Annotated in this window: 15 protein-coding genes; 12 read left to right on the top strand and 3 right to left on the bottom strand. The window is 58.2% G+C overall.

All coding sequences use genetic code 11. From position 1 onward, the window contains the following. Nucleotides 1-21 precede the first annotated feature (21 nt). From QZ498_RS17060 to QZ498_RS07480, 3 genes are all read right to left on the bottom strand, one after another. On the bottom strand, nucleotides 22-210 hold the full coding sequence (locus QZ498_RS17060; RefSeq protein ID WP_367117634.1) for a helix-turn-helix transcriptional regulator: 189 nt from the start codon (nucleotides 208-210) through the stop codon (nucleotides 22-24). 264 nt (nucleotides 211-474) lie between these two features. Continuing rightward, nucleotides 475-1,635 (bottom strand): site-specific integrase, encoded by a 1,161-nt coding sequence (locus tag QZ498_RS07485; protein ID WP_294621213.1) that lies wholly within the window; start codon nucleotides 1,633-1,635, stop codon nucleotides 475-477. Between the two features lie 280 nt (nucleotides 1,636-1,915). Further along, on the bottom strand, nucleotides 1,916-2,437 hold the full coding sequence (locus QZ498_RS07480; protein WP_294621212.1) for a winged helix DNA-binding protein: 522 nt from the start codon (nucleotides 2,435-2,437) through the stop codon (nucleotides 1,916-1,918). A gap of 210 nt (nucleotides 2,438-2,647) precedes the next feature. Here QZ498_RS07480 and QZ498_RS07475 point away from each other — a divergent pair, with 210 nt between their 5' ends. The 12 genes from QZ498_RS07475 to QZ498_RS07420 form a co-directional block, all read left to right on the top strand. Continuing rightward, complete coding sequence (locus tag QZ498_RS07475; RefSeq protein WP_294621211.1) at nucleotides 2,648-3,619, top strand: TRAP transporter substrate-binding protein; 972 nt, start codon at nucleotides 2,648-2,650, stop codon at nucleotides 3,617-3,619. A 76-nt stretch (nucleotides 3,620-3,695) separates the two neighbouring features. After that, nucleotides 3,696-4,244, top strand: a complete 549-nt coding sequence (locus tag QZ498_RS07470; RefSeq protein ID WP_294621210.1) for a TRAP transporter small permease — start codon at nucleotides 3,696-3,698, stop codon at nucleotides 4,242-4,244. Nucleotides 4,245-4,253: 9 nt separating this feature from the next. Continuing rightward, nucleotides 4,254-5,549, top strand: coding sequence for a TRAP transporter large permease subunit (locus QZ498_RS07465; RefSeq protein WP_294621209.1), 1,296 nt, complete (start codon nucleotides 4,254-4,256; stop codon nucleotides 5,547-5,549). Between the two features lie 80 nt (nucleotides 5,550-5,629). Next, nucleotides 5,630-6,397, top strand: coding sequence for a carboxyltransferase domain-containing protein (locus QZ498_RS07460; RefSeq protein WP_294621208.1), 768 nt, complete (start codon nucleotides 5,630-5,632; stop codon nucleotides 6,395-6,397). After that, complete coding sequence (locus QZ498_RS07455) at nucleotides 6,394-7,407, top strand: urea amidolyase (RefSeq protein ID WP_294621206.1); 1,014 nt, start codon at nucleotides 6,394-6,396, stop codon at nucleotides 7,405-7,407. The genes QZ498_RS07460 and QZ498_RS07455 overlap by 4 nt, the downstream gene beginning before the upstream one ends. Nucleotides 7,408-7,621: 214 nt before the next feature. Then, entirely contained in the window at nucleotides 7,622-8,578 is a 957-nt protein-coding gene (locus QZ498_RS07450; RefSeq protein WP_294621205.1) for a response regulator, read from the top strand. Further along, a complete protein-coding gene (locus QZ498_RS07445) occupies nucleotides 8,575-8,955 on the top strand; it encodes an Hpt domain-containing protein (RefSeq protein ID WP_294621204.1) in 381 nt (126 codons plus the stop codon). Before QZ498_RS07450 ends, QZ498_RS07445 begins: the two co-directional genes overlap by 4 nt. A gap of 71 nt (nucleotides 8,956-9,026) precedes the next feature. Further along, complete coding sequence (locus tag QZ498_RS07440; RefSeq protein WP_294621203.1) at nucleotides 9,027-11,093, top strand: ATP-binding protein; 2,067 nt, start codon at nucleotides 9,027-9,029, stop codon at nucleotides 11,091-11,093. A gap of 125 nt (nucleotides 11,094-11,218) precedes the next feature. Then, on the top strand, nucleotides 11,219-12,370 hold the full coding sequence (locus tag QZ498_RS07435; protein WP_294621202.1) for a PAS domain-containing sensor histidine kinase: 1,152 nt from the start codon (nucleotides 11,219-11,221) through the stop codon (nucleotides 12,368-12,370). Next, nucleotides 12,367-12,816, top strand: coding sequence for a response regulator (locus QZ498_RS07430; RefSeq protein WP_294621200.1), 450 nt, complete (start codon nucleotides 12,367-12,369; stop codon nucleotides 12,814-12,816). Before QZ498_RS07435 ends, QZ498_RS07430 begins: the two co-directional genes overlap by 4 nt. Before the next feature lie 251 nt (nucleotides 12,817-13,067). Next, nucleotides 13,068-14,309: a site-specific integrase gene (locus QZ498_RS07425; protein ID WP_294621199.1), complete on the top strand. Its 1,242-nt coding sequence runs from the start codon at nucleotides 13,068-13,070 to the stop codon at nucleotides 14,307-14,309. Then, nucleotides 14,306-14,770, top strand: a 465-nt coding sequence (locus tag QZ498_RS07420) for a hypothetical protein (protein WP_294621198.1), incomplete at its 3' end; no start/stop codon positions are given. The genes QZ498_RS07425 and QZ498_RS07420, both read left to right, overlap by 4 nt.

The following is a 14,770-nucleotide window of genomic DNA, read 5'->3' as shown; positions in this document are numbered from 1 at the left end:
GCGCAGCCCGGCGAATGGGATTTACGTGTTCGGAGAATTCCGCAGCCACGCGTCGACTTCTTGAAGGTCATAAATCGGCATCTTTCCTGACGCAGGTAGCGCCGCAGGAAAGCCACGTTTTTTAGACCAGCGCAAAAGCGTAGCCTTGGAAATACCAAGCTGTTTGAGCAACTCGGGACGGCCAATGTACCGGGGTACAAACGGGGGCATCGGTCACCTCCAAAATTCAGTTTTCATGGAGACGCTGAGATTGGGAGGAGGGGTGTGCGTCAGACCTCCGCGTGCCCGTTACCGGCGGTACGTTCCCGGAACGCCATTTGAACGGCTGGCGTTAAGACCTGTGCATGCTGTTGGCCGGCAACATGTCCCGGGCGCGGTGCGCTATTTCCATTCATAAGGTAGCACAAAGGTGCGTACCGTCACAAGGGGCTAAAAAGAACCAAGTATCTGCTTTTATTGTATAATTATTGTTTTCTAGTTGTGTGCAGAAACCAGTTTCTGCACAAACTCGCTCCAACAGCCCAAGGCATGCTCGCGTTCTTTCAAATATTCACCGCGTAAATAAACTGCGGCAACGCCACGAATCGCGCCACTGCGGTGGTTCAAGATTCGGTCGACGATCACATGGCTGAGCTCCAGTTGCTCGGCCATCATCGTCGCAGCTGTGCGCCGCAGATCATGCAGCCGCCATTCGTTTACAGCGGAGAGTTTGTCCAGCCGCGCTTTCGCTTTCGAAAAGCCTGAGACAGCGCTCTTTCCCGTTGTCGTAAAAACAAAATCGCTGTCCAAACGCTGCGGTATCTGTTCCAAGATGGCCTGCGCCGCAGGTGATAGATGAACGGTGTGCGCCTGACCGTTCTTTGCGCGTTCTGCTCCGATGGTCCAAGTTGCCCGATCCAAGTCCAGCTCGCTCCACGTCATCCCAGCCACCTCGTCACGCCTCTGCGCTGTGAGGATCAGAAGCTTCACGATCGGCCCGAACGGGTAGCCGATAGCGTCAGCCGCATGCCACACCGACCGTAGCTCAGACTCGGTCAACACACGGTCGCGAGACCTTTCTCCTTGGACCTTGGGCAGTGATGCAGCAGGAGAGTGCTCGATCAGGTCCCGTTCGGCTGCCCAATTGAAGAAACGCGTCACAAACGCCCGCACTCGATTGGCTTGTGTTCGTGCGCCACTGTCTGCCACGCGATCGATGATACGGACCAGATCAGATTTGCGAATATCCTGAATTTCTCGGCCTTTTAGATGTGGCAGCACGTGAAGTTTTATTGCAGTCTCAACTTGCTTAAAGCTTCTGCGTTGCCGTTGTTCGCGGTCGTACCAATCCAAGAGGACGTCCTCAAACAGTCGGGATGATTTATCGCTCGAGAAAACACCGTCACGCATCGCCTTAAGGGCCTCGGTAGCGGCCAATCGGGCCTCGGCCAAAGACATCGCTGGGTATGTACCAAGCGTCGCTCGAGCACGCCGCCCATGCTGGCGCCCAAAGGCAATCCACGTTATGCGTCCGCTAGGCGCTACGCGGACCCCGAAGCCCGGAACTTGGGCATCGAATACTTCAAACCTTCTACCCTGCGGTTTCAGGTTTTTGACAGAAGTGTCGGTGAGTCTAACTGAGGATGTCTTGGGCATGTTTGGGTGCCATATGGGTGCCAAAATTGGCGTAATGGAGTGATATCAAGTGCAACGCTATGCGACGCTTGACGGCTAATATTACAATAAAATATAGGGATATGTGACCCGACATGCAACGCAGTGCTACAATATAGCAGATAACTTCTAATCAGCAGGTTCGGGGTTCGAGTCCTCGCGGGATCGCCAGTCATCCTGAACCTTTCGACGGTAACGCAAATGACCTGCCTGCCGCTACGAATCGGCGTAGATCAACGGGAAATCCGTTGATCGAGTCGCTCTACAGCGATGCCGCGGCGCGGCTTGCCTGATCGTATTGCCCCGAGAGGCCGCGCAGGATGCGCGCGAACTCACGAAGCTCCTCACCCGATAGACCCGCACCGCCCGAGACATCCAGCAGGCACTGCCGCCGAACATCGCGATAAGCCTCGCAAAGCGCCTCGCCCTCTTCGGAGGTGCGGTAAAAAACCTCTTTGCCGCGTTTTTCCGAGACAATCAGCCCCGCCCTCGAAAGCTTCCGAAGCGCATAGTTGACGGTGTGCGTATCCTCGATGTTGAGCAAAAAACAGATATCCGACAATCGCTTGTCGCGGTTTCGGTGGTTCGTGTTGTGCAAGATCAGGATGTCCAGCGGGTTCAAATCCCCCTGACCAGCCGCCGCCATGCACCGCACCGTCCAACGGGAGAAGGCATTGAAGGCGATAATCAGGCCGAATTCGAACTCCGACATTTCCCAGCCTTCGCCTTCCGCCAAATGCCGCGAAGAAACGATGCGACGGCTTTCAGATTGGGATTGCGCCATGATTTCAGCCTCTATCGTTGTTAAAACACCTGCGTTTCGCTGACTTTTTCATATTTTAGTTTGCAAGACAATCGCCCGCACCTTGCGCCAGCCCAACCGCCGACCCAGCGGGATGCGCGGTAGCACAGAAGAACAAATTGACAAAACGTTGACAATTTGCCAACGTTACGTCAGTGTTCCGCTACTATAAAACAACAGGGAGCAAGACTGATGAACATGACGAACCTTCTGAGCGGCGCAGCCTTAGCCTTGGCTGGCTTGGCCATTCCGGCAACCGCCGAAACATGGGATATGCCAACCCCCTATCCCGACGCGACCTTCCACACCAAGAACATCCACGAATTCGCCAAGGACATCGAAGACGCCACCGGCGGCGATCTGGCGATCAAGGTCCACTCGGCCGGCTCCCTATTCAAACACCCCGAAATCAGCAAAGCGGTTCGCAGCGGTCAGGTTCCAGCCGGGGAGTTCTTCCTGTCGTTGCTGGCCAACGACAACCCGGCCTTCGGCGCGGATTCCCTGCCCTTCCTCGCCACCAGCTATGATGAGGCGATGAAGCTGTGGGAGGCACAGGAAAGCGTCATCACCGAGCTTCTGGATGAGCAAGGCCTGATGCCGCTCTACGCTGTGCCGTGGCCGCCGCAGGGGCTTTACACAACCAAGGAAATCACCTCGGTCGATGACCTCGCGGGCCTCAAATTCCGCACCTACAACGCCACGCTCGAACAGTTCGCCAACCTTGCTGGCGCGGCCCCCACACAGGTGGAAGTCCCCGATATCCCGCAGGCCTTCAGCACCGGGCGCGTCGAGGCGATGATCACCTCGCCCTCCACCGGTGTGAACTCCAAGGCTTGGGATTTCCTGTCGCATTACACCGACATTCAGGCTTGGATTCCCAAGAACATCGTCGTGGTGAACAAGCGTGCGTTCCGTCGGCTTGACGAGGAAACCCGGAGCGCTGTCCTCGAAGCTGCTGCCGCCGCCGAAGCCCGCGGCTGGGAGATGAGCAAGGCGGAATCCGCTGAAATGGTCGAGGTCCTCAAAGAAAACGGCATCACCGTGGTCGAGCCTTCGGATCAGTTGATGAACGGTCTGCGTGACATCGGCGCACAGATGCTCGAAAGCTGGAAAGAAGACGCCGGCGAGACCGGACAGCAGCTTCTCGACGCCTACCAAGGCTAAGGCAAGCTGACCAAAAGCCCGAGGCGCGCACCAAGACGCGCCCGGGCGCCCCTCCACCCACAGGGAGACGACAATCATGCGGCGCGTTCTCGACATGCTCTATCGCGCGGCCGGTGGCCTTGCGGCACTTTTCATCGTGGCGATCGTGGCGCTGGTTTTCGCGCAGGTCGGCCTCAACTTCGCTGACAAGATCACCGCCGCAATCACCGGCTCAGGCCTCGGCGTAACGATTCCCTCTTATGCTGACTTCACCGGGTTTTTCCTTGCCGCGTCCAGCTTCCTGGCTCTGGCCTACACGCTTCGGGCGGGCGGGCATATCCGGGTCACGCTCGTCACGCGGACACTTAGCAGCAAAACCCGTCGCGTGACCGAGATCATCGTGACCCTTGTGGCCCTCGCCATGTCCGCCTTCGGCACCTACTACATGATCCTGCTGGTCATGGAATCGCATGAGTTCGGCGACAAAAGCGCGGGCATGGTCTCGGTCCCGCTTTGGATTCCACAGGTGCCGGTCGCATTGGGCCTTCTCGTCCTTACCCTCGCGCTGGCCGACGAACTCGTCAGCCTCCTGCGCGGTCACCCGGCCAGTTGGACTGGCAAGGGCGAAAACCTTTTGAACGAGTGAGGCCCAGCCATGTCCATCGCACTTCTCTCCGTCATCCTCCTCGTCCTGCTGTTCTCTTTCCTCGGGGCGGGGCTTTGGGTGGCCTTTGCCCTTCTGGGCGTCGGTATTGCCGCCATGGCACTCTACAGCGGTGCGCCCATCGGGCTGGTGATGGCCACCACGCTTTGGGGTCACGGCAACTCTTGGGCGCTGGCCGCCCTGCCACTCTTTATCTGGATGGGGGAAATCCTGTTCCGTTCGCGGCTGTCGGATGACATGTTCGCAGGCCTCTCACCGTGGCTGACGCGCCTGCCCGGGCAACTGCTGCATGTCAATATCTTCGCCTGCGGGATATTCGCCGCCGTCTCCGGATCGTCAGCGGCCACCGCCGCCACCATCGGCAAGCTCTCCATCCCGGAGCTTTCGCAACGCGGCTACCCGGAAAAAATGGTGATCGGCACCTTGGCGGGCTCCGCCACACTGGGCCTGCTGATCCCACCGTCGATCATTCTGATCGTCTATGGCGTGGCCACCGAACAATCCATTGCACGGCTTTTCGTGGCTGGCGTCCTGCCCGGTATTCTGCTTGTCGGGCTGTTTGTTGGATTTGTCGTCCTATGGGCCTTTCTGAACCGCAAAAGCCTGCCCGACGAAACCCTGAACGTGACCTTCGCCGAAAGGCTGCGCCGCTCACGTCGCCTGATCCCCGTGGTGCTATTGATCCTTGGTGTCATCGGCTCGATCTACGCAGGGCTCGCCTCACCCACCGATGCCGCCGCCGTGGGCGTCGTCCTTGCGCTGATCCTGTCCTGGAGTTCCGGATCACTCACCAAGCAAAGCTTTCTCGACGGACTGATGGGGGCCACCGTCACCTCCTGCATGATCGCCTTCATCCTCGCCGGGGCCTCGTTCCTGACAGTGGCGATGGGCTTTACAGGCATCCCGCGCATACTCGCCGAATGGATCGGGTCACTTGGCCTTTCAACCTTCACGCTGCTTGCCGCCCTCACGGTATTTTTCGTCATCATGGGGTGTTTTCTGGACGGCATCTCGGTCGTCGTGCTGACCGCCTCGGTCATCATGCCCATGGTCACGCAGGCCGGGATTGATCCGATGTGGTTCGGCATCTTCCTCGTGATCGTTGTCGAGATGTCGCAGATCACACCGCCGGTGGGCTTCAACCTGTTCGTGCTGCAATCATTGACCGGCCGCGACATCCTGTTCGTGGCCATGGCGGCCCTGCCCTTCTTTTGCCTGATGGTTCTTGCCCTGATCCTGATCTCGGTTTTCCCCGGGATCGTCACCTACTTGCCGGGGCAGATGTAGCATGCGCGGGCCAAGGACGAGACGGCAACCAACGCATCCGGCGCGATATTCCCAACCAAGGCGTTGAGAGACCCAAAGTGATGTCTAACCAAACACAGAATGCCCCCCGGCGCAGCGCACCCGGCGACTGGCCGCAGGTCCGCACCGTCGGGGTGGACGGCCTGCTCGTCAGCTTCGGCAACAGCCTGAGCGAACCGGCCAATCGCGCCGCGCTGGCCTTCCGCGCGGCACTCGACACCTCCACGCCAGACGGGATCGAGGAAACCTCGACCTCGCTGGTTTCGACCTACCTGCGCTTCGATCCTCTTCATACCGATCACAAGGAGCTGCGCGGCAAAGTCCAAGCCATGCTCGACCGGCAGGATTGGTACAAGGCCAGCCTCCCATCGGGGCGGCGCGCGTGGCGTATCCCGACCGTTTTCGGCACCGACCTCGCCCCGCAACTCGACGAAGCCGCCGCCGCCGCGGGCCTTACCCGGGACGAGGCGATCACCTCGATCTCCGAATCCCGCGTCAGGGTTCAAACCATCGGCTTCGCCGCCGGGCAACCCTACCTCGGTGAACTGGACCCGGCGTGGGACATACCCCGCCAAAAGGCCCTGACGGATCGGGTGCCGGAAGGGGCGCTCACCGTCGCCATAAGACAGTTGGTGCTTTTCTCGGTCAGCACCCCCACAGGATGGCGGCATATCGGGCAAACCGCGTTCCGCCTGTTTCGCCCGGAAAGCGACACCCCCTTCGTTCTGCGGCCCGGCGACGAGGTTCGCTTCGATCCGGTCTCGCGCGAACGCCTCGCGGCCATGCAAGACGATCCCGACGGCGGGGCGACCTCCAAGGTGCTGACATGAGCGGCGGCCTCATCGTTCACCGTGCCGGGCCAAGCCTGACCCTGCAAGATCTTGGTCGCCCTGGATACTTGGGCTTTGGCTTGTCACGTGGTGGCGCGGCGGACCGCTTGGCGCTTGCCGAAGGTGCGGCGCTATTGGGCCAAGGCGACGACCTCGCCGCGCTTGAAATGGCAGGTATGGGCGGTGACTTCGAGGCGGCGCAAGACCTGCGCATCGCCCTCACCGGCGCACCGATGCGCGCGGCGATCGACGGCACCCGCATTGCATGGAACGCCAGCCATGCATTGCCACAGGGGGCCAAGCTGACAATCGGCGGCGCCGAAACGGGCTCATATGGCTACCTGCACGTCGGCGGCGGATTCACCGCCCCGCAACAGCTTGGCTCCTGCAGCGCGCATTTGGCCAGCGGCCTCGGCACGCTGGTTCAAGCCGGAACACAACTTGACATCGCCCAGGATCACGCGCCCGGCATGGTCAATCGGCTGCTGCCCGTGAATTCAAGGTTCGAGGGCGGCGAGGTGCGCGTTGTACCAAGCCTTCAGACCGATTTCTTCCCCGAGTCCGAGGTCGCCCGCTTCGAGGAAACCGATTTCAAGCGCGACGCGAAGGGCAGCCGCATGGGCGTGCGCCTGACCTCGGACGATATAGGCTTTCACAGTGACGCCGGCCTCAGCGTTCTGTCCGAAGTGGTCGTCCCAGGTGATATCCAGATCACCGGCGACGGTACCCCGTTCGTCTTGCTCAGCGAATGCCAAACCACCGGCGGTTACCCGCGGATTGCCTCGGTGCTGCCATGCGACCTTCCCAAGGTCGTACAGGCCAGCCCGGGCGCATCGCTGCGCTTTCGTTTCATTTCGCTGGATGAGGCGATCACCGCCGAACGCCACGCCACCGCACATCGCAAAGCCCTGCGGGGGATGCTTGCCCCTCTGGTTCGCTCCCCCCATGACATCCGTGATTTGCTGGCTTACCAACTCATCAGCGGCGTGACCGCCGGGGATGAACTCTGACCCTGCACAGAACACCAAGCGCGCCGCCCGGAAAACCAGAGGCACTTGACGCAACGTAAGGTCAATTCTTAGCCTCCTCAATGGCCAAACTCCTCGCCTCAAAGGTGATTTACCCGGATATTTTCTCCCTTTTGCGGTCTCACGCCACATTTTCGCCCGATTTAGCCGTGAACAATCAGAGCGAGAACTTTGAATTACCCGGGGCTGGGAAACGATGCGCATACTGGCGATAGACGATGAACCTCTCTTCTGTAACCTGCTGAAGACACGGCTTGCTGATCTTGGCTTCACTGATTTGGCAACCGCCCACAGCGGCCCCGAAGCCCTCGACCGCGTGGCGACTGAAGATCGCCCGTTCGAATGCTTTCTTGTCGACATTCGAATGGCGCCAATGGACGGAATAGAAGTCGTGCGCAAGCTGCGCGCCATTCCGCATCACCAGGCCACCCCGATCATCATGATCTCGGCTCTGACCGACAAGGCGTCGGTGGACTCGGCCTTTATCGCCGGGGCCAACGACTTCATCACCAAACCGCTGGACAGCGTGGAATTGAAACTGCGGCTCGAAATGGCGAAATCCATTCTGGCCGAGCGCGCACAGGCCCGGTTGCTCCACGACCGGCTGCTCAAGCAGGAAGCGACGCGATATGCCTCCCCGGGCTTCGACAGCGAGGTTTTCCTCGACGACGTGGAAAGCGCCATTCGCATGGTTTCGATGGAAAACTTCCTGCTGAAGGAAGGCAACATGCGCCTGCGCCAAAGCTGTGCCATCGGCTTCCATATCCCCATGGCCGAAAGCTACTATCGCATGTTGGACCCGGCCTATTATGCCGATTTGCTCAGCGATCTGGCGCTTGCCATCTCCAAGGCGCTTTCGGGAACGCCTCATATGCTCGTCTGTCCCGGGAAGGGCGACATCGTAGCGCTTCTTCTCAATCAGACCCACACAGACCAAACGCGTCTCGAACAGGCTCTCGATGCCGAGCTTGCCAAACTCCGCACGCGGTATGACGCCATCGGCATGACGCTTCCCAGCCTGCGCATCGGCGAACCGGTCCGCGCGCGCTTTATCCCGTTGCAGTGCCCGACCACCCTCATCAGCCGCGCGCGCCGCGCCGCAAGGGGCCTGGATCACCGTGACGACGACTTCATTCAAAAGGCCATCGCATGACCCAAGACAGCCATACCATGGCGACGCCACAAAACCAGACCAACGCCAGCCTCGCCAATACGCTTCACGCCTTGCGGGAATCCTTCTGCGCCGGACTGGATGAACGCATTTGCCGGATGGAAACCGCCTGGGCCAATGCGCGCGCCGGTCACAGCAGTACAAGCGACGCGCTCGCCGTGATCGAAGCCGACGCGCACCGCATCAGCGGCATCGCCGGTAGCCTCGGTCTGCCTGACATCGGACAACGGGCCTATGCGCTGGAAATGCGCATATTGCAGGCTCCGAAAGGCGCTTTGCCAGCCGAAGAGATCAGCCAACTCGATGAGGAGATCAACAGTTTCCTCGACCTTCTGGAACAAGAACTCTCGGACATCTGAGTAATGCCGGCGGTGCGGCTATCAGCGGCACCAATGACGAAACAGGACAGGATGCAAGAAAGGGCGCAATAGTGGTTGGACGAACGGACAGTCTTATCAGGGTGTTGAAGCCACGCGACTTTCCAATAGCGCTCGTCGTCACGATTGCGCTCACGCTTCTACTGACCACCTTCATGGCGGAGAGGGTCAACTCCTATCTGCTGAACAATTCACGACAAGAGGCACTCCAAGACACAACCAACCACGCCGAAGCGATTAGACACGCCCTACAACACGAACTGATCAAGTTTGAGGTCATCGCTCAAGCAATCCGGTCCGTCATCGAGCGGCAACCAAACCTGAGCCAATCGGAATATCAAGACCTTGTGGCACCGTTGGTCGAAACCTCTCCTTCGGTGATCAATGTGGGGCTTTCCAGTGGGTACGTCGTTGACCGGGTATTTCCCTTTGAGGGTAACGAATCCGTGCTCGGCGTGGATTACCGCACGCTGCCTACCCAGATTGAAGGCATCGACCACGTCCTGAACAGCGGCGAAACCACGCTCCTCGGCCCGGTCGATCTGATACAAGGCGGAACCGCGTTTGTTCAACGGTCTCCATACTTCATCGAGGGTGACGGCAGCGGTTCATCCCCCTCGTCCGGCGTGATTTCGGTGATCATCGACCGCGAAACTCTCTTGTCCCGGATCGTCGAAGGCCACGGCATCGGCGATCATGACGTCGCCATACGCAAGCTGGATCCAAACTCCAATCCCTCCGGGATTCTCTACGGAAACGACGATGTCTTCAAACAAAGCCCCGTGCTGAACAGTCTGCCGATCGGCTCCAAAGCCTGGCAAATCGGCCTTGTGCCAAGCGACGGTTGGCCAAAAGACGTCAGCGCCTCCGCTTTGGTCTGGGCGCTATCCGCCGTAACCTGCGGCGTGATCGGCTTTCTCTTGCTGGCGCTTTGGACGATTTACAAGTCCAAAAGGACGGTCGAAAATCAACTGCGCTCAGCGATCAATTCCATCGAAGACGGCTTCGCCCTTTATGACCAAGACGATCGCCTCGTCTTCGCCAACGACAAATACGCAAACTATTACAATCTGACCCACGATGCGATCTTTCCCGGCAATACCTTCGAAAACATCCTGCGCGCCGGCCTGAAAGCCGGCCAATACTCCGAAGCCATCGGCCGAGAAGAAGAGTGGCTCAAGGAACGCCTCGCGGCCCACAGAAACCCCACCGAACCGGTCGAGCAGAAATTGGCAGACGGACGTTGGCTGAAGGTCGCGGAAACACGGTCACCGGAAGGCAACACCGTGGGTTTCCGGGTTGATGTCACCGAACTCAAACAAGCCCAGCAGCGGGCCGAGGCCGCCAACCAGGCCAAGAACAACTTCCTCAACATCATCAGCCACGAACTGCGCACGCCGCTGACCTCTGTCATCGGCTATGCCCGTTTCCTTGAAAACCTATCGGTCCTGCGCAGTTACAAGGCCCTCGAACAGGCCATGACCACCAGCTGCGATATCGAGACCCGCAAACGCGCCCTCGCCGAATTGCACTCCGAGGTCGCATCCATGTCGAACCGTATCACGACGTCCAGCGATCACTTGTTGAATCTCATCAACGACATTCTGGATCGCGCCCAGCTCGAAGCCGAGAAGATAAAACTGCACCCCGAGCCCCTCGATCTCAAAGACCTGGTGAAAACCGTCACCACAGGGCTTGAAATCAAGGCCGCGGAAAAAGGCCTCACTCTGCAAACCGACGTCGCCGCGGTGCCCATGGTCGCAGACCCCAAGCGCCTCAGACAAGCCTTGATCAACGTGGTGGGCAACGCGATCAAATTCACCGAGAGCGGCGGCATCCACATCTCGTCCGAACACGACGAAAGCCATGTCCGCATCATGGTACGCGACACAGGCTGCGGTATCTCTGCCGAGGACTTCGAACAGATCTTCGACCAATTCGTACAGGTCGACGCCACCGTGACCCGACGCAATTCCGGCACGGGACTTGGGCTCGCCATCACACGGGAAATCATCGCATTGCACGGCGGCAAGATCGACGTCGAAAGCAACCTGGGTCGCGGCAGCACCTTCACCATCTCCATTCCGATTAATGCAAATGAACTGGAGATAGCGGCATGACGACCGCGTACAATGTTATGAGCAAAGGGAGCTTGCCCCAAGAATTCCATTATCCAGCCCAATGACCATCATATGGTTTTTTTATTGAACAGTCCGGATTAAATCCGAGGTTCGGAAAGGTAACGATGCAACAGAAAGTTAAGAGTCCAAACCACTTGGATGTAGTGACAACTCCGCCGTCAAAACAAACCGCAGATCCTTCATTTCTCGAAGCTGTACTCGAAGATTTGCAGCACGAGGTCTACGTTTACTGCTGCGAAACGCTGCGCATCCGCTACGTGAACCAAGCCGCCCGTCACCGCGTCGGCTGGAGCCTGCAAGACGCATCAAGCAAAACCATCTGCGATACCGTCGCCACTTTCGATATCGACGCCTTTCACCGAAAAACCGCCGCGCTCTTGGACGGCAGCCAAGCCGAACTGACTGTTGAGCTCACCTTCCCCACCGGGCCAATCGAGGTGACCACGAAGCTCGTCACCATCGCAGGCGAAGGCAGCTTCTTCGTCTCCACTGTCCGAGACCTGGCCGACCGGAAATCCCTGGAAAATGCCAAACTTCAAACGGTCTCCACCGTTAGCCATGAATTGCGCACACCGCTTACCTCCATCCACGGCGCCCTGCGGTTGCTGAAGGCCGGCGTTATCGCCAAACTTGACGATCAGACCCATAGCGTGGTCGATATCGCATCGCGCAACACCGACCGCCTCCTGTCGATCGTGAACGACATTCTCGATTTCGAAAAAATCAAATGCAACAAGATGGACTTCTCGATCAACGAGATGGACCTCGTTCAGTGCCTTCGCGACACGGTGGAGCTTGTCTCGGGGGTTGCAGCCGAACATGAGGTCACCCTTGAAATCGACAATTGCTTGACCAGCGCCACAGTGCTTGGCAATGCTGATCGTATGGGGCAGGTCATCACCAATTTCGCCTCGAACGCCATAAAGTACTCGCCAAAAGGCGGCACCGTGAAGTTCAGCATAGCCCAAGAAGACCGCAGCATCATCTTTTCCGTCACGGATCAGGGCCCGGGCATTGCCCCGGAGGAGCAAAGAGCGTTGTTCAAACCCTTTTCGCAAGCCCGCGCCAGCGATGGCAGCAATCGTCCCGGCACCGGTCTTGGCCTCGCCATCGTCGCCGCGATTCTGCAACGCCTCGAATACCCGGTCGCGGTGATTTCCGACGTTGGGAGAGGCAGCACTTTCTCGTTCCGGGTTCCGGCGCACCTCGTCATTGAAACCCAAACATCGTGCAAAACAAGGGCGGGGACGATATGACCTCTACCAATATCCTAGACTTCCCCATCGCTCCCAATCAGGAGGCTGTCGTGCCCAGCGAGCCATTGAAAACAATCCTTCACGTTGATGACGATGCCGATATCCGCACGATCATCAAAATGGCCCTCGAAACGGTTGGGTCCTTCGACGTACACCAATTCGCCAGCGGGCAAGAGGCCGTGGACGCCGTGGAGTCCGTCCAGCCACAGCTATTGCTGCTGGACGTCATGATGCCCGATATGTCGGGCGAAGACGTCTGGCGCAAACTGACAGCAAAGCCCGAAACCGCCAGCCTGCCCGCCGTCTTCCTGACCGCCAAGGCCGAGGATTCCTTTTCCCAGGAACTCCTGCAAAAAGGCGCGCTCGCGGTCATCACCAAACCGGTCGACCCCATGCTGCTATCCTCGCAAATCGAAGATATCTGGCAACAAGCCAAAGCAACCTAAAGCCGAGGCAAAAGCCGCCAACGTCCCGGCAAAAGCAATGACCCTCGTCACGGTTTGAATTGATGGCGGAGACGAAGTCCCCCTGCATATAACTTACCTACACCTATGTGACACTGTACGAACATCTACGCACGCATTTCGCTGTTGCTTAAATTATTGATTCAAATGCACTTTAGTGGTTGCCGCTGTCTCACAGCGTAACATATAGTATTTCTCAATCGCATATTCATAAATGGGTAGGAAAATGGGTTATGCCGAGAAAGGCAAAAGAGCTATCAGCGCTTGAGGTCACCCGACTAACAAGCAACGGACTACACTTTGTCGGGGTGATTCCAGGTCTCGCTCTGCAGGTGCGGGGAAATGCTCGCTCTTGGATACTACGCTGTAAAGTTGGCGACATTGTTCGAGACATTGGGCTAGGAGGATATCCCGGCGTCACACTCGCAATGGCACGCGAAGCTGCACGCCAAATGCGGATGCAGATTGCTAACGGCATTGATCCAATACAGGAACGCCAAGAGCGACAGGACGCCCTGAAGGCGGCTCAAGGCATGCGTTTGACCTTCGCAGAAGCCGTTCGTCGGTTTCTCGCTGATAAGAGCTCAGAATGGCGGAACCCCAAGCATCGTCAGCAGTGGGAGAACACGCTAGAAACCTACGCGGTACCAGTAATAGGACAGTTGGCTGTGAAGGACATTCAACTTGCGCACGTGAAGGACGTGCTAGCTCCTATTTGGAAGACCAAGACCGAGACTGCATCACGACTGCGGGGGCGGATCGAAAACGTTTTGGATTGGGCCAAGGTGCACGGCTACCGTGACGGAGAAAACCCCGCACGTTGGAAGGGAAACCTAGATAAGGTTCTACCTGCGCCGAGCAAGACCAGGAAGGTGAAGCACCACAGTGCCCTGCCTTACCATGAAGTTGGGGCTATTATGGCAGCTTTGCGCGAGAGATCAGGCACAGCCGCACTTGCATTAGAATTTTGCATACTGACCGCGGCACGGTCAGGTGAGGTTAGAGGTGCGACCTGGGCAGAGGTTGACTTGAGCAAAGGCGAATGGACCGTCCCATCCCATCGCATGAAAGCAGGGAAAGAGCACTGCGTGCCGCTGCCACCTAGGGCGCTGGAGATTTTGCGACTACTTCCAGCCGAGGGAAATGATGAAATCATCTTCAAGGCCCCGCGTGGTGGGATGCTGTCAGACATGACTTTGGGGGCAGTACTTAAGCGCATGGGCGTTCCGGTGACAGTTCACGGCTTCAGAAGCACGTTCCGAGACTGGGCTGGTGAAACCACCAATTTTCCTCGTGAGGTAATCGAACATGCGCTCGCGCATCAGCTCAAGGATAAGGCTGAAGCCGCGTACGCGCGTGGGACACTCTTCGAGAAGCGCCGCAGGCTGATGAACGCTTGGGACACATACTGCTCTATGGGGCACGCGAAAGGTGTCGACGGCGCAGATGTGGTGCGAATTGGAGCTGAGGTATGACGACACTGTCTGCTTCGGTGGCAGCCCTTTGTGTTCCGAATAAGCACGAGGATCAGGTCCCTGCCTCGGGCATTTACGACGACATTAGCCGCCGTGATTTGACGGAGCGGATAAGTCACAAGCTCCTTCTTTACCTAGCCGACAAATCTGCCGGCCACTCTCCTATCGCGAAAAGACTTCAATCTATCCGCGCAACCAGCAAGTACCATCAACTCCTGGAGGCTCTGGCGGAAGCTGCGATCTACTACTCGACAGTATACCTAGAGGAAGACGGTCCCAAGGCTTGGGTGTTCCCCGGCAACGGCAAACGTGGCAGACCGAAACAGCTAGAGGTCTCGATATTATTTCACGATGTGGGAGAAGCAATAAGTACAGCGCTAGTTGCAAACGTCGGGATCTGGCAGAGGGATCATGATCAGGGTTGCGTAGTTCTTATCGCTCGGATGGTTGCCGCTAGCGTC

Source organism: uncultured Roseovarius sp., from assembly GCF_913057115.1.
In the GTDB taxonomy this organism is placed as follows: domain Bacteria; phylum Pseudomonadota; class Alphaproteobacteria; order Rhodobacterales; family Rhodobacteraceae; genus Roseovarius.
This window is presented reverse-complemented; position numbering and strand designations above follow the sequence as displayed.

Bases quoted from the DNA above. Each gene is read 5' to 3' on its own strand.
- QZ498_RS17060 (WP_367117634.1), bottom strand. From the start codon at position 210: ATGCCCCCGTTTGTACCCCGGTACATTGGCCGTCCCGAGTTGCTCAAA.
- QZ498_RS07485 (WP_294621213.1), bottom strand. From the start codon at position 1,635: ATGCCCAAGACATCCTCAGTTAGACTCACCGACACTTCTGTCAAAAAC.
- QZ498_RS07480 (WP_294621212.1), bottom strand. From the start codon at position 2,437: ATGGCGCAATCCCAATCTGAAAGCCGTCGCATCGTTTCTTCGCGGCAT.
- QZ498_RS07475 (WP_294621211.1), top strand. From the start codon at position 2,648: ATGAACATGACGAACCTTCTGAGCGGCGCAGCCTTAGCCTTGGCTGGC.
- QZ498_RS07470 (WP_294621210.1), top strand. From the start codon at position 3,696: ATGCGGCGCGTTCTCGACATGCTCTATCGCGCGGCCGGTGGCCTTGCG.
- QZ498_RS07465 (WP_294621209.1), top strand. From the start codon at position 4,254: ATGTCCATCGCACTTCTCTCCGTCATCCTCCTCGTCCTGCTGTTCTCT.
- QZ498_RS07460 (WP_294621208.1), top strand. From the start codon at position 5,630: ATGTCTAACCAAACACAGAATGCCCCCCGGCGCAGCGCACCCGGCGAC.
- QZ498_RS07455 (WP_294621206.1), top strand. From the start codon at position 6,394: ATGAGCGGCGGCCTCATCGTTCACCGTGCCGGGCCAAGCCTGACCCTG.
- QZ498_RS07450 (WP_294621205.1), top strand. From the start codon at position 7,622: ATGCGCATACTGGCGATAGACGATGAACCTCTCTTCTGTAACCTGCTG.
- QZ498_RS07445 (WP_294621204.1), top strand. From the start codon at position 8,575: ATGACCCAAGACAGCCATACCATGGCGACGCCACAAAACCAGACCAAC.
- QZ498_RS07435 (WP_294621202.1), top strand. From the start codon at position 11,219: ATGCAACAGAAAGTTAAGAGTCCAAACCACTTGGATGTAGTGACAACT.
- QZ498_RS07430 (WP_294621200.1), top strand. From the start codon at position 12,367: ATGACCTCTACCAATATCCTAGACTTCCCCATCGCTCCCAATCAGGAG.
- QZ498_RS07425 (WP_294621199.1), top strand. From the start codon at position 13,068: ATGCCGAGAAAGGCAAAAGAGCTATCAGCGCTTGAGGTCACCCGACTA.